This is a genomic window from Pectobacterium artocarpous, assembly GCF_046159765.1.
Classification (GTDB): Bacteria; Pseudomonadota; Gammaproteobacteria; order Enterobacterales; family Enterobacteriaceae; genus Pectobacterium.
Genome location: NZ_JBJXVK010000008.1, coordinates 73,410 through 92,150, shown reverse-complemented (window position 1 = coordinate 92,150; position 18,741 = coordinate 73,410). Strand labels below are relative to the sequence as shown.

Below are 18,741 nucleotides of genomic sequence, written 5' to 3'. Positions count from 1 at the left end.
TTCAGAATGGTAATAAATCATCTGCGGAATAAGCGGCGTAGCGCAATTTGAGAATTTTTAAGAATACTTATCTAAATAAGTGCCAAATAATTTAAAAAACAATATGCCGTATAAAGAAAAAACGTCATGGAGAAAATCTATTCCAGAAAAATAGATTCCCCCATGAAGTATTCATAGCAGCGGAGTGAAATAGATCCTACTGATGCGCCATGACGTGCCGCACACGGGCCAGATCTTCTGGCGTATCAACGCCCACGCTCGGCACCGCTTTCGCAACCGCAACGTGAATCTTCTCGCCGTACCACAGCACGCGCAACTGCTCCAGTAACTCGATTTGCTCCAGTTGGCTCGGAGCCCAACTAACATAACGGCGCACAAAACCCGCACGGTAGGCATAAATGCCGATATGACGCAGGAAATGATCGCCGATGGTTTCCTTAGACTGAGCAAAGCGCTCTCGGTCCCACGGGATCGTCGCACGGGAAAAATACAGCGCGTATCCCTCCGCGTCAGTCACCACTTTTACCGCGTTCGGATTGAATGCTTCTTCGCTGGTTTCAATCGGCACCGCCAGCGTTGCCATTCCCGCTTTGCTGGCTGCGAGGTTTTCTGCGACCTGACGAATGATAACGGAAGGGATGAGCGGTTCATCGCCCTGGACGTTAACAATGATGTCATCGTCGGTAAAACCATAGCGCTCGATGACCTCAGCCAGTCGCTCTGTACCGGAATGATGATCGGCACGGGTCAGGCAGACTTCACCACCCGCTCGCTGCACAGCCGTTTCAACATCGGGATGGTCGGTGGCGACAATAACGCGCTGCGCCCCCGATCTCAACGCGCGCTCCATCACATGAACGACCATCGGTTTGCCGTTGATGTCCGCCAGCGGCTTACCCGGCAATCGGCTTGACGCAAAACGCGCAGGAATGATCACGGTAAAGGTCATTGTGTTATCTCGTCAGCGCCGAGTTTACGCGCCTCGTTTTCCAGCAACACCGGGATACCATCACGAACCGGATAGGCCAAACCATCGACCTTGCATATCAGCTCCAGTTTCTCTTTATTAAAATACAGCCGACCATTACAAACAGGACAGGCAACAATCTCAAGTAAACGGTGATCCATGCTTCCTCCATCTTTGGCCGATCGATAACCGGCATGTTCTTTCTCTCTATGGCAGCGCTCTACTTTGGCGATACCTTCAAGAGATATCTAAAACCGTGGTACAGGCCGATTTACGTTCTGCTACCAGTATGCTGCTTAAGCACGTTTTCCAGTTTATCGAGCAACTGTATACCGTGAGGCTCGGCGAGCACGGCATCGACCGGCAGATACCACCAGTTACTCTGAGCGAACGTCTTACATTTCACCGCATCTTTTTCCGTCATCAGCAGCGGCTGTGTCGTACCCTGAGTCAGCGAGTCGAGCTGTTCTGGTTGGTACAATTGGTGGTCTGCAAAGGCAATTTCACGTGCAATGCTGACGCCAGCCTCACGCAGCGTAGCAAAAAAACGTGGGGGATGTCCGATGCCCGCCATCGCAACCACATCATGCAACTGACTCAGCGGTCGGGACTCACCAGACAGTAAGTTAACCGCCATACCTGCGGTTAATATCATACCTATCTCGTTTGTTCGCGGCGTACCGCCGTTAACAATGACAGCATCCACCGACGCCAGGCGGCTTTCTCTTTCCCGCATTGGCCCCGCAGGCAACCACCATCCGTTGCCAAAACGCCGCACGCCGTCAATCACAACCAGCTCAATATCTCTTTCCAGCGCATAGTGCTGTAATCCATCGTCGGTGATCACCACGTCTAGCGGGTACTGCGCCAATAACGCACTTACGGCGTCCCGGCGACGGGGAGCGACCGCAACGGGCGCACGGGTACGTTGAAAAATCAGCACCGGTTCATCACCTGCCAGCGTCGTCGTCATCGTTTCATCCAGCAGCAAAGGATAACGTTCAGCTTTCCCACCGTAACCGCGTGACACCACGCCAACGCGATAGCCTCTACGCTGTAGGTGCTCAACAAGCCAAATGACTACCGGAGTCTTCCCATTGCCACCTGCCGTCAGGTTTCCCACTACCACGACAGGAACGGGAGATCGCCAGCTTTTGCGCCATCCCAACCGATAGCTCTGGCGGATCAGAAACGTAATGAATCCGTATAACCACGAAAGCGGCAACAGCAGCCAATAAAGCCGCGATCGACCAGACCAGATACGCTCAATCATTCGCCAAACTGCATTCTGTGTAGCTGGGCATAGGCGCCGTTTGCCGCCAGTAGCACAGCATGATTACCACGCTCAATGATTCTGCCATCCTCAACCACCAGAATCTCATCCGCTTTTTCAATCGTGGAGAGACGGTGTGCAATCACCAAGGCAGTACGATCTTTTTGCAGTTCGTCTAATGCCGCCTGAATCGCACGTTCCGATTCCGTGTCCAGCGCCGAGGTGGCCTCATCCAATATCAGGATCGGGCTATCCCGCAGTAGCGCACGGGCAATTGCGATACGCTGCCGTTGTCCGCCGGAAAGCATCACGCCATTTTCACCAATGATCGTATCCAGACCATGTTCCATCTTATTGATGAAATCCATCGCGTACGCCATTTTCGCTGCACGCTCAATTTCCTCACGGCTATAGTGCTCATTGCGAGCATAGGCGATGTTGTTAGCTATCGTATCGTTGAATAAGTGAACATTTTGAGAAACCAGCGCAACCTGATTACGCAAGGAGGACAGGCGATACTCACGTAGGTCGTGACCATCGAGCAAAATCTCACCGGATTGAATGTCGTAAAAACGCGTGATTAAACTGGCAATCGTTGATTTACCTGAACCAGAACGGCCAACCAATGCTACCGTTTTACCCACAGGAATATGCAGATTGATATTCTTCAACGCCAGATTTTCTCTTCCTGGATAAGCGAAGTTTACCTGACGGAATTCGAGTTCACCTTTCGCACGTTCAAGCTCGAGTTTGCCCGTGTCACGTTCCTGCTCCATGTCCAGAATCGCAAACAGCGTCTGGCACGCAGCCATGCCGCGCTGGAACTGCGCGTTCACGTTGGTCAGTGATTTTAACGGACGCATCAGCGCAATCATGGATGAGAACACCACCGTGATCGTCCCCGCCGTTAGCGTATCCATCACGCTGGGGAAGCTGGCAGCATACAGCACAAATGCCAATGCCAGCGAAGCAATCAACTGGATAATAGGGTCGGAAATCGATGAAGCAGACACCATTTTCATGCCCTGCTGACGCATCCGATTGCTGACCTGATCAAAACGTTTAGTTTCTACTTCCTGACCGCCAAACATCAGCACTTCTTTGTGGCCTTTAAGCATTTGCTCCGTGCTGGTAGTCACATGCCCCATCGTATCCTGCATGTTTTTACTGATATTGCGAAAGCGTTTGGACACCATGCGCATGGCGATTGACACGATCGGTGCAATCACAATCAGAATGATGGACAGCTGCCAACTGTAATAGAACATCAGAATGAACAGACCGATAATTGAGGCCCCTTCTCTGACGACCGTAATCAACGCGCCGGATGACGAAGCAGCAACCTGTTCCGAATCATAGGTGATGCGAGAAAGCAGCGTGCCAGTTGACTGCTGATCGAAGAACGCTACCGGCATGCCCATAATGTGGGAGAACAGGCGGCGACGCATATTCATCACCACTTTGCCTGAAACCCAAGCGACGCAGTAGCTAGATACGAAACCTGACGCACCTCTTACAAGCATCAACCCAATGACAACCAAAGGCATCCACACCAAGACGGAACGTTCAGCTTTGCCGAATCCGTCATCCAGCAAAGGTTTAAGCAGTGAGAGCATCAATGTATCGCCGGCTGCGTTAATGATGAGTGCAATTGCAGCAACAGCCAGTCCAGCTTTAAACGGAGAGATCATCGGCCATAGGCGGCGAAAGGTCTGCCAGGTGGAGAGATCTTTATCATTCAGCATGTAGTCAACCTGAATCGGTAAGAAATAGCCGACTATTTTACTCATTATACCGTCCTACGCCAAACCACTGATGATACCAACGAGGCGATATGTGATCCCTGAATCGTAGAATATGCCATGAATCGCTGAAAAAACGTGCACTTAGCTGCCCAAGTGACGCGGTATCAACCCATGAATAACCATACTGTCGGTATCGTTCGACAATCTTTACTGAAGGCAGCCGCCATGGGTTATAGCGTGCCGCAGAGGCGATAACGAACTCGGCATTCACCGAACGAATGAAGGGAGGCGAGGAGGATGTCTTACTGCCATGATGAGGGATTTGTAACAAATTCGCACGCAGTGCACTACGCTCTAACCTAATCAACGCCCTTTCCGCATCCGACTCCAGATCGCCCGTTAATAAAACACGGTGTTTACCGTCATCAACACGGATAACACAGGAATCGTTATTTTCCGCTCGCTTAACAAGCGCTAACGGCCACAGCACGGTAAACGTGAGATCCTGCCAGCGCCAACGCTCACCGCGTAGGCAAGGGCGATGATTCATTGCGTTGGTCGTGCTATATACCGTGGCTTCAGGATAGGCCGCCTGTAGCGTCTCCAATCCCCCGATATGATCCATATGGCTGTGGCTCAGGATAATGCTTTCCACATCAACGCCTCGCCAGCGCAGATAAGGCAGAATTTCTCGCGTTGCCATATCGCCCCCTTCCCAGCGATTTCCCGTATCGTACAGCACCGCTTTTCCACGTTGCTCAATCACGATGGCCAGGCCATGGCCGACATCTAACATGTCCACACGCCAATCTGGCTCATCGCTCTTTATTCGGAAAGCCAATAAAACCAGAATCAGCACGCCGACGCTTGTCGGGTGGATCCGCCACCAGCGAAAACGCCATATGACAATCGCCCCCCATCCCGCGACGCTCCCTAGCAGCAGCGATGCATCAAGATATACCCAACCCGTTTGTAGATACATCAGCGGCGCGAACACCGCACGCAACGAAACATCCGCCAGCCACCAGAGCATTTCACTCAGCGGCGCGAATACCATTGTGCTCAATGCCAGCAAAATGAGCGGTGTGGTAACGAAGGACACCAAAGGCACTGCCCAAAGGTTCGCGGGCAGTGAGGTGATACTGAAACCGTGGAAAATATGAAGCTGTAAGGGCATCAATAGCAGCGTGATTCCCGTTTGCAGGTGGATCCAGCGTAGCCAGAACCATCGTCGGCGGATCTGTATCCGGTGAGGAAGGGGTGCCCACTGAAACCAGAAAATTAGCGACGCGACGGCAAGACACGATAGCCAAAAACTGTCTGACAGTACGCTCAATGGATCGCTGACCAAAATCAACGCGACACACCATAGCCAGACCTGCCAGGCGGAGCAGTTAACGCCCCACATTTTCAGGCAGAGCCATACGCTAAGCGCCAGAGCCGATCGCACCGCAGGAGGGTTTCCCCCTGCCAGCCAGACATATCCCCAGGCAACCACGACACTCGTGATCAATGGGAAACGATAACCAATCCACTGCACAGGAAAGCCATACTGCAACACCCGCGCCATTCCCCACCCAACCAGCCCCGCTAGCACGATATGGAGGCCGGAGATCGCCATCAGGTGCATCGTACCGGTATTCTGAAGAAGTGTCTTGAGCTCTGAGCTAACCGTTTTCATCTCGCCAAACGTCAGCGCCAGTAAAATAGAACGCCACGGCAACCCCTGTACCTGCTGTTCCGCCTGTGTGATCGTTCGCTGGCGGAAATCACAGCGGCTATCAGCGACCGTTGCCGCGAGCACTCGACCAGATAGCGGTTGCCGTTTGGCTATCGCCCAGCGCTGGCTATCAAAGCCACCTTCATTCAGTCGACTATGGATAGGTCGAAAACTGGCGGTTATCATCCAACGTTGGCCACCACACCAGTTTTCCATCGCCGGTGATAGGGTCAGTTGGGCATACAGCGGCGGGAAAATTCGCCGCTGATTTATCTCTTCCAGCCGAACCGTAATCCCGTCATCATCGTGTTCAGCGAACCGTATACTGCTTATTGTCACGACAGCATGAACCGAATTCTGCGTGAAACGCTCAACTTGTAGCAGCAGGGTTTGAGCATTCAAGGCTGCCCAACAGAAACTCACTGCAACAAGCGCGACCAACCGAACTTTTGTATGACAATAGGCACCCACTACCACACACGTAGATAGCCCGCCTCCCCACCACAGCAGTGTTTGTGCTGGGAGCTGCGGCAAAAAAAGCAGTGGCAGAATACCCAACACACTGGCCCACGCCAGACTATTTACCGACATCGTCCCTTGCCATGACACGGCCTTCCCTCTTTTCTTGTTGTTCGCTCGGGAATGTTGCAATCACTCAAGCTCATACGACAGAACGAAAAGCTCAGGAGGGAAAACGTCTCGCAAGAAAGTGACTACATTTCAAAGAATGACATTCGACGTGCGAGTTGGGTTCCAGTTTTCTGGGCGTTCGGCATTATCGTCAACGACGAAATCATTAACAGCCGCCACCGACGCTCAAACACGTGGATAAGTAAAAAGAAGCAGGGTTGTGGCATAAAAACCAAAAGAAAAAGGATCGCCGAAGCGATCCTTTTACAGTAGAACATCACACGTTAGGTTACTTAACTTCGCCCATCTCTTTCAGCTTTTTAGACAGCTCACGGCGTTCTTTCGACAGATCAGCATTCTTGATGATGTAGTCATCAACGCGATCTTCATAATCACTGCGCATATTGGCGATGATATTTTGCACGTCCTCAATAGACATACCAGGTTTCAGATATTCGCTCAGGTTGTCCAGCAGCAGAACACGCTTCTGGTTATCACGAATTTTCTTTTCGTTGTCGACGATTTCACGCTGAAGTTTATTTTTACGACGAAACATGCGCACGAATTCCAGCACATCCTGGAAACATGGCTTAGTGTCCTTATCCATCTTTTACCCTTACCTTGAGTCATACATAAATTCTTTATGCATTCACCATACAGGTTATACCCAGCGTCTTTCAAGCAGTGCTTACGCCCTTTGCGCAAACGCCCCGCCGATCGGATAATCTGTCATCAAACATACCCTAAATAATTCGAGTTGCGTGCAGGCGGCAACCGCGCGAATCCCCGGGAGCTTACGTAAGTAAGTGACTGGGGTGAGTAAGGGAAGCCAACGCACAGGCGGCTTGAAGTATGACAGGTATTTAGCGGTAATATACTGCGATACGCTGATCATGAATCTCTTCAATGGCCACTTCAGTATCGAAAATATCTTCCAGAACGTCGGACATCATGATGTCCTCCGGTTTTCCCGTGTAGATAATCTGCCCTTTGCGCATCGCAATAATGTAGTCTGAATAGGCAGAAGCAAAGTTGATATCGTGGATAACCAGCACGATGGTTTTGCCTAGCTCATCGGCCGCACGGCGAATCTGTTTCATCATCGCCACCGCATGTTTCATATCCAGATTATTCAGCGGTTCATCAAGCAGCACATATTCTGTGTCCTGACACAGCACCATCGCGACATAAGCACGCTGACGCTGGCCGCCGGAAAGCTCATCTAAAAACCGATCCTTCAATTCGGTCAGATTAAGGAACGCCAATGCGACGTTGATACGCTCACGATCGTCAGCGTTCAGCCGTCCTTTGGTATAAGGATAGCGGCCAAAACCCACCAATTCCGCCACCGTTAAACGGCTGGTGAACTGATTTTCCTGCCGCAGTACGGACAAACAGGTGGCAAGCTTATCGCTTGGCGTGGTCATCACATCCATGCCATTAACCTTTACCTGTCCGCGATCCGCCTCCAGTAAGCGACTGATGATGGACAGCAAGGTCGACTTCCCTGCGCCATTTGGGCCGATAATCGAGGTGACGCCACCACGAGGCACTGCCGCGGTGACATTATCTAATACCGTCACGTTATTATACGTTTTAGTTACATTGCCGATCTCAATCACACGGAAACCTTTTTCAGTAGCAATACAATAAACAGCGACCCACCGACAAATTCGATAACAACCGACAGCGCCCCAGACATATCCAGCAGATGCTCAAGCACCAATTGGCCGCCCACCAGTGAAATGACACCCAGCAGGAAAGCCGCAGGCAGCAATAAACGATGCTGGCTGGAACCAATCACTAAATAAGCAAGGTTCGCGACCATAAAGCCTAAAAAGGTGAGCGGGCCGACCAGCGCCGTCGAAATGGCAACCAGTACGGAAACCAGCAGCAGAATGATCGTGACGCTGCGCTTGTAGTCAATACCAAGACTAATCGCGTTATTACGTCCCAATGCCAGCACATCAAACCGAAAGCGCATGCGCCAGATCACCACAGCAACCACCAGCGTAATGCCAACCGACAACGCCAACAGTTCAGGTACAGTGCGAGTGAAAGTGGCGAACATCCGCCCTTGTAAAATGGCGAACTCACCGGGCGTCAGCAGACGCTGCATTAAACCTGCCATGCTGCGAAATAACGTGCCGCAGATAATCCCGACCAGCAAGACCAAATGCAGGTTATTGCGGCTACCGGTAAACAACCAGCGGTACAGCAGCGCAGAGAACAGAATAAGCAACAGCGTCTCAAGCACAAATTTGCCTTCAACGCCCAGCCCCGGAATACCGCTAATGCCGAAAACAAATACCAGAGAGGTCTGTATCAGGATAAACAGGGCTTCAAACCCCATAATCGACGGCGTCAATACCCGGTTATTCGTCACCGTTTGAAACAGTACCGTTGACGCACTGGCGGCAAACGCCACCAGCAGCATCGTTGTCAACATCAGTCCGCGGTGCGTTAAAATGTAGCGTAGATTGCTACCCAGATTAATGGTCATAAACAGCACGATCACTACGGAAGCCGCGCCAGCCAGCCACAGTAACCGTTGGACAGGCGATAACCCTGATCGTGTTTCACTGACCGCCCCGGTCAGCATCGTATTACGTTCATTGACTGACATGGCGTTTCTGGCTTAGCAATAAGAGAAGGAAAACGGCAGCGCCAATGACGCCAAGAATCACGCTAACCGGAATTTCGAAGGGGTATCGAATCACGCGGCTGATAATATCGCAGCACAAGACCAAGCCGCCGCCGAGCAGGCACACCCACGGAATCGTTTTACGCACATTGTCGCCCATCATCATACTGATCAGGTTCGGCACGATCAGTCCGATAAACGGCAGGCTACCGACCACCACAACCACCACGCCGCTGACGACAGCGATGATACACAACCCCATCAGCATTACCTGTCGATAGTTAAGGCCGACATTGACGGAAAATTCGCGCCCCATCCCTGCGACCGTGAAACGATCAGCGATCCAACAGGCCACCAGCGTTAATATGCCAACCAGCCAAAGCAGCTCATAGCGGCCTTGCAGGACACCGGAGAAATCACCCGATTCCCAGTTACCAAGCGCCTGTAACAGATCAAAATACATCGCGCCAAACGTGGTGATTGAGCTGATAACCGCGCCCAACATAATACCGACCAGCGGCACCACCAACGCAGATTTCAGCACAATCCGCTGTAGCAGCATCATGAAAAGGAAAGTGCCCGCCAACGCAAACAGGCTCGCCACCACCATCTTGGTAAAAATCGTCGCACCGGGCACGGCGATCATCACCACCAGTAAACCAAAACTGGCCGATTGCGTGGTCCCCGCCAGAGACGGCTCAACAAAACGGTTTTGCGTCAGCAACTGCATGATCAGACCAGCAACACTCATGGCACTGCCAGCCAGCAGCAGCGCCAGCGTACGGGGAACACGACTGATAAAGAAAATGTCGCGCATTTCTGGATCGTTCCAGACGGCCAGCATAGTCAATTGCCCTGCGCCAACAAACAGGCTGACAACGATCATGAAGGCCAGAAACAACAGACCCAGCGAATAGTAAAAAGACTTCATTTATCCTGCCGTAGTCTGCCGTTATTTCTTATCCAGTGCATCGCTGACGGTACTCACCAGATTTTTATAGCTTTGCAGCCCCCCGGCGATATAAAGCGATGCAGAATCCAGGTAGATCACGCGATTATTTTTCCACGCATTGGTTTTGTGAATCAGCGGGTTATCCAGGACCTGTTGGGCGGATTCCCCGCCAGCACGACCAATCGCACTGTCACGATCGAGGATAAACAGCCATTCGGGGTTCACGCTCAGCAAGAATTCTGAGGTAACCACGTTACCGTGGCGCCCGGATTCAGGAAACTCCGTTGCCGGTTTAAAACCCAGTTCATCAAACACAAAGCCAAAACGCGATTTGGGACCATAGGCAGACATTTTTCCACCACTGACCATCAGAACCAGAGCATTGCCTGCATTTTCCGTTTTAGCACGCGTTTGCGCGATCTGTTGTTTAAACTCATCAATCTGTTTTTTTGCTTCGTCTTCTTTGCCGAAGATGGTACCCAGTTGCTCGATACGCTGAATAAAGCTCGTCATAAACTGGTGTTCATCCACGTCCATCGAAATCGTCGGTGCAATACCGCTCAGTTTGTCGTAAGCATCACGTGTCCGGCCACCGGCAATAATCAGATCAGGCTTAGCGCTGCTCAGCGCTTCATAGGCAGGTTCAAACAGCGTACCGGCGTTCAGGTAAGCATCGCTGTTGTATTTTGATAAAAACGCAGGCAGCGGCGTACTGCTTTTCGGTACACCGGCAATACCTTCGGCTTGCAATGCGTCCAACGTATCCAGCGTAGCGGGATCAAACACAATCACTTTCTTCGGCGGTTGTGGAACCTGAGTCGTCCCCTGCGCGTGCTCAATGCTCACCGTGTGAGTTCCTTCTGAAGACGAGGCCTGCTGATCGCAGCCAGCCAGAACAAACATAGATGCCAATAGCGTCGCCTTCACTGCAAATGCTGCATTCAATCGCACCGCATTTAAACGCATAAGTGTGTTCTCCATTTCGCTGTTTGTTGCCGTATGCCCCCGCAAAGCGATCGACGAGGCAAGAAAGAATTTAATTATCATTCGCATTAGAACGAAAATTGTAACCGAATGGACACACTCATGCCTAGCGATTATGTCTCCCCCTCTCTTGATGTAAATCAGGGAAGTGATGCAAATCAGGAAAGCACCACAGAAAAGCCGATTCAATGGTATCCTTGCCACTTTCCAGTCTGTTTGCCTGACTTCAAGCTCAGCGCATACACGTAGCTAAAGCTAACTGCATATATGGCCGAGAAAACACAACCCACTTTTTTCATACACGACTACGAGACATTCGGTAAACATCCGGCACGCGATCGCCCCGCGCAATTTGCGGGTGTGCGTACCGATATGGATTTCAATATCATCGGTGAACCACGGGTCATTTATTGTCGTCCGGCCGATGACTACCTGCCAGAGCCGGAAGCGGTGATGATCACTGGCATTACGCCACAGATCGCGCTAGCAAAAGGCGTCAATGAGGCGGCGTTTGCTCGTCAAATCCACGACGCGTTCAGTGTGCCCGGCACCTGTATTATGGGTTATAACAACATACGCTTTGATGATGAAGTCAGCCGGAATATTTTCTACCGTAACTTCTACGATCCTTACGCTTACAGTTGGCAAAACGGCAATTCTCGCTGGGATTTACTGGATGCATTACGCGCCTGCTATGCCCTGAGGCCGGAAGGCATCGTCTGGCCCGAAAATGATGACGGCCTCCCCAGCTTCCGCCTTGAGCACCTGACGAAAGCAAACGGCATCTCCCATGAACAGGCGCATGATGCGATGTCTGACGTTTATGCCACCATTGCGATGACAAAACTGTTCAAGCAGGCGCAGCCCAAGCTGTTTGAGTATCTGTTCACGCTACGCAACAAAAATAAAATTTCCGCACTGATTGATATCCCGCAGATGAAGCCGCTCGTACACGTGTCTGGCATGTTTGGCGCAGCAAGGAGCAACACCAGTTGGGTGGTGCCGCTCGCCTGGCACCCGGACAACCGTAACGCGGTCATCATGTGCGATCTGGCTGGCGATATGACACCGCTGCTGGAGTTGGACAGCGAAGCATTGCGCACACGGTTATACACCCGTCGGGATGCGCTGGAGGCCGATCAAAGTGCGGTTCCACTCAAGCTGGTGCACATCAATAAGTGTCCGGTCTTAGCGCCTGCCAATACCTTACGACCAGAAGATGCGGAAAGATTGGGCATCGATCGTCAACGCTGTCTGGACAATCTGGCGCTGCTGCGCAACAACGCGAGCGTCAGGGAAAAAGTGGTGGAACTGTTTGCGGACGCGCCCGCTTTTGTCGCGTCTGATGATGTCGATTTACGCCTTTATGATGGCTTCTTTGGCGATGCCGATCGCATGGCGATGAAGATTATTCAGGAGACCGCCCCGCAGAATCTTCCCGCGTTGGATCTCACGTTTGCCGATAATCGTCTGGAACCGCTGTTTTTCCGCTATCGCGCCCGCAATTTCCCCGGCACGCTGGACGACCGCGAGCAGCAACGGTGGTTGCAACATCGGCGTGTGGTATTTACGCCAGAACGCTTGCAGGACTATCTGTCAGAACTCAGCAATTTGTATCAGTTGCATGAAAACGATAAAGAGAAGATGGCACAGCTAAAAGCGCTGTACGCCTATGCGCAGGAACTGGTGGGATAAAGCATCAATGGGATAAGACATAAAAAAGCGGAGCACACCGGCTCCGCTTTTCTCTTTTATATGAGTGCTCAGTTTACTTACACGGGCTCTTCACTGCATTGCGGTACTGGCTGGCGGAAGCTGCGCGTCACAAACGCCAGATAGAGCAGCCCGATCGTTGCCCACACCAGACCCAGCGTCATTGAGCTGGCTTCCAGGTTCACCCACAGCGCCCCTACCGTCAACGCCCCCAACACGGGCAGCACGAGGAAGTTAATGGTATCTTTCACGGTACGGTTTCGGCGTTCACGAATATAGAACTGTGAAATAACCGACAGGTTCACAAACGTAAACGCCACCAGCGCACCGAAGTTAATCAGCGCCGTTGCCGTCACCAGATCGAACGACACCGCAGACAGCGCAATCACGCCAACCAGCAGGACGTTCAGCGCTGGCGTGCGCCATTTCGGGTGGATATAACCGAAGAAGCGCTCAGGGAACACGCCATCGCGCCCCATCACATACATCAGACGAGAAACACCCGCGTGAGCAGCCATACCGGATGCCAGCACGGTAACGCAGGAGAAGACCAGAATAATGGACTGGAAGAATTTACCCGCGACGTACAGCATGATTTCTGGCTGAGAGGCATCCGGCTCTTTAAAGCGAGAAATATCCGGGAAGTACAGTTGCAGGAAGTACGACACGGCAACAAAAATCACGCCGCCGATCAGCGCCGTCAGGAAGATGGCTTTTGGAATCACCCGACCGGCGTCTTGTGTTTCTTCCGACAGAGAACTGATGCCGTCAAAACCCAGAAACGAGAAACAGAGAATGGTGGCTCCAGTAATCATCGGCACCACGTGCGCGTTCTCAGACCAGAACGGACGCGTGCTGGTCAGCGTACCTGCCCCTTCGCCCAGATAGACACCGTGAATCACCAGCCCCAGGAACACCGCCATGATAGCGACCTGTACCACTACGATAATGGAGTTCAGGTTAGCAACCAGATTGATGCCACGCAGGTTAAACAGCGTCATCAGCCCAACCAGAACCGCGACAAAAATCCATGACGGCACGCCGGGGAAGATCGCTTCCAGATAGATTTTCGCCAACAGGATGTTAATCATCGGCATGAACAGATAGTCCAGCAACGATGACCAGCCGACCATAAACCCAACGTGCGGGCTAATCGCTTTCTGCGCATAGGTATAAGCCGATCCCGCAGACGGGAAACGTTTTACCAATTTGCCATAGCTCAGCGCCGTGAACAAAATCGCGACCAGTGCAAACGCATAGGCGGTCGCCACATGGCCATCTGTCAGGCCAGATACGATACCGAAGGTATCAAAAATGGTCATCGGCTGCATATACGCCAGCCCCATCATCACGACAGGCCAGAGTGTGAGCGTTCTTTTTAACTGAGCACGTTTTGCGCCAGCATTAGGCAGTTGAACATCAAGCGACATGGCGCGCACCTCCGTTCATCACGGCAGAAGCATACGCACTGGAAACAAATGAAGGGATACAGGGTTCGCCTGAATCACGATGAGAAGAGGTGGCTGTAACAGCACCAGAGATAACTTGCGACTGCGTCGCGCCATAACCAATACCTTTGCAGCCCAAACCGGCGGGCACCGGTGCGAAACTTACTGATTGCCCCATCTTTCCTTTCCTCACTGTGCTCACAGGCACACACAAAATTATCTATCCGGATCGTTGTCCGGCCTCTTTGGTTGAAGACCCTATACCCAGCAAACCTGAGCGACAGAGAAGGCAATAAACCACACCAATACCTCTGTAACCTGAAGGTTGACGAGCATAAATGTAAAAAAATAACCGACGCTATTAGACGTCGGTTATTTGCAAGGCGCGTATTCTGCACCAGACGATCTCTTCTGACAAGGCTCTGAGAACGTTGGAAACAATTTATTTATCGCCGTTATACATCAAGCAGCCTGTGCGTTGGTTTTCTGCATGTAAAACAGTCATGTTTTGCTCTGCAGCTTGAAATATTTCGGGTAAGTACGTTAATGCTTATTATTAAAAACGTTGCTGCTATGTGTGAAGACAAAAAATGTGTGAAGCCCAAACAAAAAATTGTGCTTAAAAATTACAACTCCTGGAACCGCTTTTTCTTTTCGTTTTGTAATCTTTCCAGCTCAAAAATCACCTGCTGAAGATCCCGCTCTTGTGCCGCACTCAGTGACGGGAACTTGAAACTCAGACGCTGCGTGAGTTTCACTTCACCTTTATTATCGACAATCTTCACCATTGCCTGACCGACGAACTGCAAATCGACACAGAAGAAACCGTGGTCATCAAGATCCATCTCCACGCTCTTGATAATGTCGCCTTCGGTCAACAGCCCCGTGGTGTCACGGTCGGTATACAGACTCAAGCCCCCCAAGGAGAGATCTTTAATCGTAAACAGGAAAACACTGTCATCCGGCAATTCACCACGGCACGTCAACGGCGGCCACAGCGGCGTATTAATGCGGAAATAGGTTCTGCGTTGGATAAGGTAAAGCAACTCAGGAATCTGCGCGCTGAAGGCTGGCAGCCCGTCGTAACTCACTGTTTTCGCGATTTCGGCATTAAATTCGACTTTTGCGCCAGCAGGTTCGGCGACGAAAGACAGCGATCCCGCATATAGCGCCCGGTTATTTTCACGCTCAACACCGCCTAAATCGAAAACAAACAGGTTGTTGTCGGGGACAACGTCAAGAATTTTACTGATGAACTGACCATGAGAATGATGAACCATCAAAGACGTATCATTCTTCTTTAATTCGCGTAGCGTTGCACAGATAGCCAGTTTGTTGCGCTTAACAAACTGCTCTTTCAAATTTTCATTCACCGCTTTCATCCCCACCATTTTTACATGGATTATGTGCCAATGGCTTATATTGATGCCAGCCTCTCCGTTATCTTTCAAGTCCCATGTGTGCCACCACGATGCCATCGTACTGGCTGCATATTGAAAACGATCGGAGTGCCTGAAATCATACGATATAAGTTGATGCAAACGATATCGATAGTTTGCTCAACTACTTTAGCGGAATAAATAATAGAAAAAAAGTGAGCAGAAGTGACCAAATAATGGCGTTTTTCTATACCACACCGCCAGGAAACTATTCTTCTGCTCTGATGTATGAATACCGTTGCGCTATTCGGCAGGATAGTGATACAGCAACCAGGTTAACGCCAGTAAATCAGCACTGCCACCAGGGCTAAGGTTTCTGGCAATCAGCGCGTTATCCATCGCTATCAGCGCCTGACGATCTAACGGGCCAGCCAGTAACCTCTGCGCATAATCTTGCACAAACGCTAATCCTTCCATTCCGCCACGCGAAACGACATTGGTATCGGGATTATGAGCCATCAATACCAGCAGCGTGCGTAACAACGCGGTGTCGTCATCAGCTCCAGCGGCAATAGCCTGCTGTAAAGCAGGCAAGGCGTACTGACATACGGTATTGAAACCGCTGGCGGCTTCTCCTCTCGCTCCCGTCAGTCCATGACGTAGATAGAGGTGTTCACCTGCCGTTGACGCGCCAGAACACGCGGCCAACTCAGTCCGCACCAGATCGTGACACATGGCGGCAACACTTTCGCACAGACTGCGCTGCGTCACACGCTCTCCCCGCCCTGTCAACCAGCCCGCCGCGGTGCACAACAAGCCAAACGCGAAAATCCCCCCCTTATGGGTATTCACACCTTTTGTCGCTGATAGCATCGTCTGTTCGCAGGCGATGCCAATAGGTCGAACCTCAGACAATAGTTGTGCTAGCGGTATGCCCGCGTGCTGATAACCTGCCTCAGTGAAACGGCGAAACCAGGGCGAAATCGCCTGAATGCTGGTCTGAAACAGCGCCACATCCATATCACGATGAGACCCATTATTCGCGCGATCCACCAGTCCAGGCTTCGGCGTCAACATCACTTCCATCGTCAATGCCTGCGCGACCCGCCGAGCGATATCCGGTAACGGAGCTCGCTCCCGATACTGGCGGGTTACCGAACGGGAGACCGCAGCCGACAGGATACCGTCAGGCGGGTGTAAAGTAGGCATTGACCATTTCCTCAATGTGCTCAAGCAGTTCAGGCAACGAATGACGACGCGAACGACTACAGGCATGTGCCATTTGATCGCATAATAAGCAGGTGCGCCCGCGGTGCGCCAACATCGACCGGCCAATCGATCCCTCTACCGGGCTGAAAATGTCGAAATCCCACAGCCGTCCCAGCTCATGGCTATCTTCCAGTGCAATGGTCGCCGCTTTCACCGACAGCGCATCTTTGGCGATCGCCCACAGCCCTTCTGCCCCGGTTGTCAGCCAGAATGTCTGCTGCTCCAGCACCGTCCAGCCCCGTGTCTGGCACAGCGAGGTAAACGCCTTGATGGCTTCAGCCATCACCTGCCGATAGCTTTCACTCTCTTTTATCGGCCCCGGCGTGACCAGCGTCAGGGATACCAGCGTCGCACCGTGCCGGGCAAGCCACTCTTGCTGGCGAACTGCGCGGCGCTCCTTCGCCGCGAGTAAGGTTTCCAGCGAAATGGAAACAGCATTTGTCATCATCGATTCCCTCATGCGTTCACGCTTATTCGTCGGCTTCTTTCACCTGACGAACAACGTCAATCACGCTGCCATCGCGATAGCGAATCACGCCAACGATGCGATCGTGAAATTCGATAGCGCGTTGTTCGCCAACCAACTCAATCGCACGCTGGTAAAGCGCCTCAATCGTCGTCACCGTTAGCCCCGCTTGTTTCAGGCGTTCAGCAACCTCAGGACGCGCCGGGTTTACGGCAATGCCGTGATCGGTCACCAATACGTCAATGCTTTCTCCCGGCGTAACGCGTGTCGTCACCTGGCGCACCACAGTCGGGATACGGCTACGAATCAGCGGCGCCACGACGATGGTCAAGTTTGCGGCCGTCGCGACATCACAGTGTCCGCCGGACGCGCCGCGCATCACCCCATCGGAGCCAGTGATCACGTTGACATTGAAATCGGTGTCAATTTCCAGCGCGCTGAGGATCACCATGTCCAGTTGATCGCAGCAGGCCGCTTTAGAGCTTGGGTTGGCGTATACGTTAGTGGAAATCTCGACGTGATTCGGATTCTTCGCCAATGACGCGGCGGCATTCGCATCGAAACACTGGGTATCGATCAGTTTTTCGATCAGCCCTTTTTCGTGCAAATCGACAATACCGCCAGTGATACCACCGAGGGCAAAGCGCGCCACAATATTCTGCTGACGCATTCTGTCTTCAAGGAAACGCGTACAGGCCGTCGAGGCCGCACCAGAACCGGTCTGAATAGAGAAGCCGTTTTTGAAATAGCCGGCATGTTCAATGACGTCTGCCGCTGAACGGGCAATCAGTAGCTCACGCGGATTGCTGGTGACGCGCGCCGCACCGACGCTGATTTTGGCCGGATCGCCGACTTCATCAACCTGAACGATATAGTCCACCTGATCCTGCACGATGCTAGCTGGCATATTGGGGAACGGCACCAGACTTTCAGTCAGCAGTACCACTTTACGGGCAAATTGTGCGTCTACCATCGCATAGCCCAGCGAACCACAGCTGGATTTCCCAACGGTGCCGTTGGCGTTACCAAATTCATCACTGCACGGTACCCCCAGAAAAGCGACATCGATATTCAGTTCGCCGCTTTGCAGCAAATGAACGCGACCGCCGTGAGAATGGATCTGTACCGGCTCTTTCATGAGCCCGTGAGAAATGGCATCAGCCAGCTTGCCGCGCATCCCGGAGGTATAAATCCGGCTAACCACGCCAGCTTTAATGTGGTCGATGAGCGCGGCGTTACAGCTCATCAGCGAGCTGGAAGCTAGCGTCAGATCGCGAAAACCCATACGAGCCAGCGTATCAACCACCCGATTAATAACTTTATCGCCTTCGCGGAAATGGTGGTGGAAAGAGATCGTCATCCCGTTTTTCAGGCCGCTGTGACGAACTGCCTCTTCCAGATCGGTACACAGTTTGCGCTCATGCTTTTGAGCGACATCATTCAGCCACGGCGTATTTTGATTGGCGTTGACGAAGGGTTGCAGATGACGTTTTTCCGGGTACTGCTTTTGCAGTGCTTCAATAAAATGACTCATTGTCTAATCCTGTGATT

17 protein-coding genes are annotated in these 18,741 nt (G+C 51.9%); 1 reads left to right on the top strand and 16 read right to left on the bottom strand.

The features are described from left to right. Positions 1-196 precede the first annotated feature (196 nt). The 10 genes from kdsB to ACKQAD_RS07205 all read right to left on the bottom strand — a co-directional run bounded on the left by kdsB (position 197) and on the right by ACKQAD_RS07205 (position 10,876). Positions 197-949, bottom strand: a complete 753-nt coding sequence (gene kdsB, locus ACKQAD_RS07250; RefSeq protein ID WP_409159523.1) for a 3-deoxy-manno-octulosonate cytidylyltransferase — start codon at positions 947-949, stop codon at positions 197-199. Beyond that, complete coding sequence (locus ACKQAD_RS07245) at positions 946-1,128, bottom strand: Trm112 family protein (protein ID WP_005967647.1); 183 nt, start codon at positions 1,126-1,128, stop codon at positions 946-948. Before ACKQAD_RS07245 ends, kdsB begins: the two co-directional genes overlap by 4 nt. Before the next feature lie 110 nt (positions 1,129-1,238). Continuing rightward, positions 1,239-2,240 carry a tetraacyldisaccharide 4'-kinase gene (gene lpxK, locus ACKQAD_RS07240; RefSeq protein WP_409159522.1) on the bottom strand — a complete coding sequence of 334 codons (1,002 nt, stop codon included), beginning with the start codon at positions 2,238-2,240 and terminating at the stop codon, positions 1,239-1,241. Next, the gene (gene msbA, locus ACKQAD_RS07235) at positions 2,237-3,985 is read right to left on the bottom strand and encodes a lipid A ABC transporter ATP-binding protein/permease MsbA (protein ID WP_409159582.1); all 1,749 of its coding nucleotides are present in this window, start codon (positions 3,983-3,985) and stop codon (positions 2,237-2,239) included. The genes lpxK and msbA overlap by 4 nt, the downstream gene beginning before the upstream one ends. Positions 3,986-4,022: 37 nt before the next feature. Further along, positions 4,023-6,296: a ComEC family protein gene (locus ACKQAD_RS07230; protein WP_409159581.1), complete on the bottom strand. Its 2,274-nt coding sequence runs from the start codon at positions 6,294-6,296 to the stop codon at positions 4,023-4,025. A 328-nt stretch (positions 6,297-6,624) separates the two neighbouring features. Then, complete coding sequence (gene tmaR / locus ACKQAD_RS07225) at positions 6,625-6,942, bottom strand: PTS system regulator TmaR (protein ID WP_409159521.1); 318 nt, start codon at positions 6,940-6,942, stop codon at positions 6,625-6,627. Positions 6,943-7,198: 256 nt separating this feature from the next. Continuing rightward, a complete protein-coding gene (locus ACKQAD_RS07220; RefSeq protein WP_409159520.1) occupies positions 7,199-7,957 on the bottom strand; it encodes an iron ABC transporter ATP-binding protein in 759 nt (252 codons plus the stop codon). Next, positions 7,954-8,961 carry an iron chelate uptake ABC transporter family permease subunit gene (locus ACKQAD_RS07215; protein WP_409159519.1) on the bottom strand — a complete coding sequence of 336 codons (1,008 nt, stop codon included), beginning with the start codon at positions 8,959-8,961 and terminating at the stop codon, positions 7,954-7,956. The genes ACKQAD_RS07220 and ACKQAD_RS07215 overlap by 4 nt, the downstream gene beginning before the upstream one ends. Continuing rightward, positions 8,948-9,910 carry an ABC transporter permease gene (locus ACKQAD_RS07210; RefSeq protein WP_409159518.1) on the bottom strand — a complete coding sequence of 321 codons (963 nt, stop codon included), beginning with the start codon at positions 9,908-9,910 and terminating at the stop codon, positions 8,948-8,950. The genes ACKQAD_RS07215 and ACKQAD_RS07210 overlap by 14 nt, the downstream gene beginning before the upstream one ends. A gap of 21 nt (positions 9,911-9,931) precedes the next feature. Next, positions 9,932-10,876, bottom strand: coding sequence for a siderophore ABC transporter substrate-binding protein (locus ACKQAD_RS07205; protein ID WP_409159580.1), 945 nt, complete (start codon positions 10,874-10,876; stop codon positions 9,932-9,934). Positions 10,877-11,182: 306 nt separating this feature from the next. On the opposite strand from ACKQAD_RS07205, the gene sbcB reads away from it, so the two are divergent. Next, positions 11,183-12,610: an exodeoxyribonuclease I gene (gene sbcB, locus ACKQAD_RS07200; RefSeq protein ID WP_409159517.1), complete on the top strand. Its 1,428-nt coding sequence runs from the start codon at positions 11,183-11,185 to the stop codon at positions 12,608-12,610. Between the two features lie 77 nt (positions 12,611-12,687). Here sbcB and ACKQAD_RS07195 read toward each other — a convergent pair whose 3' ends face one another. From ACKQAD_RS07195 to citF, 6 genes are all read right to left on the bottom strand, one after another. Then, complete coding sequence (locus ACKQAD_RS07195) at positions 12,688-14,058, bottom strand: APC family permease (RefSeq protein WP_409159516.1); 1,371 nt, start codon at positions 14,056-14,058, stop codon at positions 12,688-12,690. Further along, positions 14,048-14,254: a hypothetical protein gene (locus ACKQAD_RS07190; RefSeq protein ID WP_409159515.1), complete on the bottom strand. Its 207-nt coding sequence runs from the start codon at positions 14,252-14,254 to the stop codon at positions 14,048-14,050. The genes ACKQAD_RS07195 and ACKQAD_RS07190 overlap by 11 nt, the downstream gene beginning before the upstream one ends. A gap of 448 nt (positions 14,255-14,702) precedes the next feature. Then, positions 14,703-15,458 carry a flagellar brake protein gene (locus ACKQAD_RS07185; RefSeq protein ID WP_409159514.1) on the bottom strand — a complete coding sequence of 252 codons (756 nt, stop codon included), beginning with the start codon at positions 15,456-15,458 and terminating at the stop codon, positions 14,703-14,705. Positions 15,459-15,758: 300 nt separating this feature from the next. Beyond that, positions 15,759-16,664: a triphosphoribosyl-dephospho-CoA synthase CitG gene (gene citG, locus ACKQAD_RS07180; protein ID WP_409159513.1), complete on the bottom strand. Its 906-nt coding sequence runs from the start codon at positions 16,662-16,664 to the stop codon at positions 15,759-15,761. After that, on the bottom strand, positions 16,642-17,169 hold the full coding sequence (citX, locus tag ACKQAD_RS07175) for a citrate lyase holo-[acyl-carrier protein] synthase (RefSeq protein WP_409159579.1): 528 nt from the start codon (positions 17,167-17,169) through the stop codon (positions 16,642-16,644). Before citX ends, citG begins: the two co-directional genes overlap by 23 nt. Before the next feature lie 25 nt (positions 17,170-17,194). After that, positions 17,195-18,724 carry a citrate lyase subunit alpha gene (gene citF / locus ACKQAD_RS07170; protein WP_409159512.1) on the bottom strand — a complete coding sequence of 510 codons (1,530 nt, stop codon included), beginning with the start codon at positions 18,722-18,724 and terminating at the stop codon, positions 17,195-17,197. Positions 18,725-18,741 lie beyond the last annotated feature (17 nt).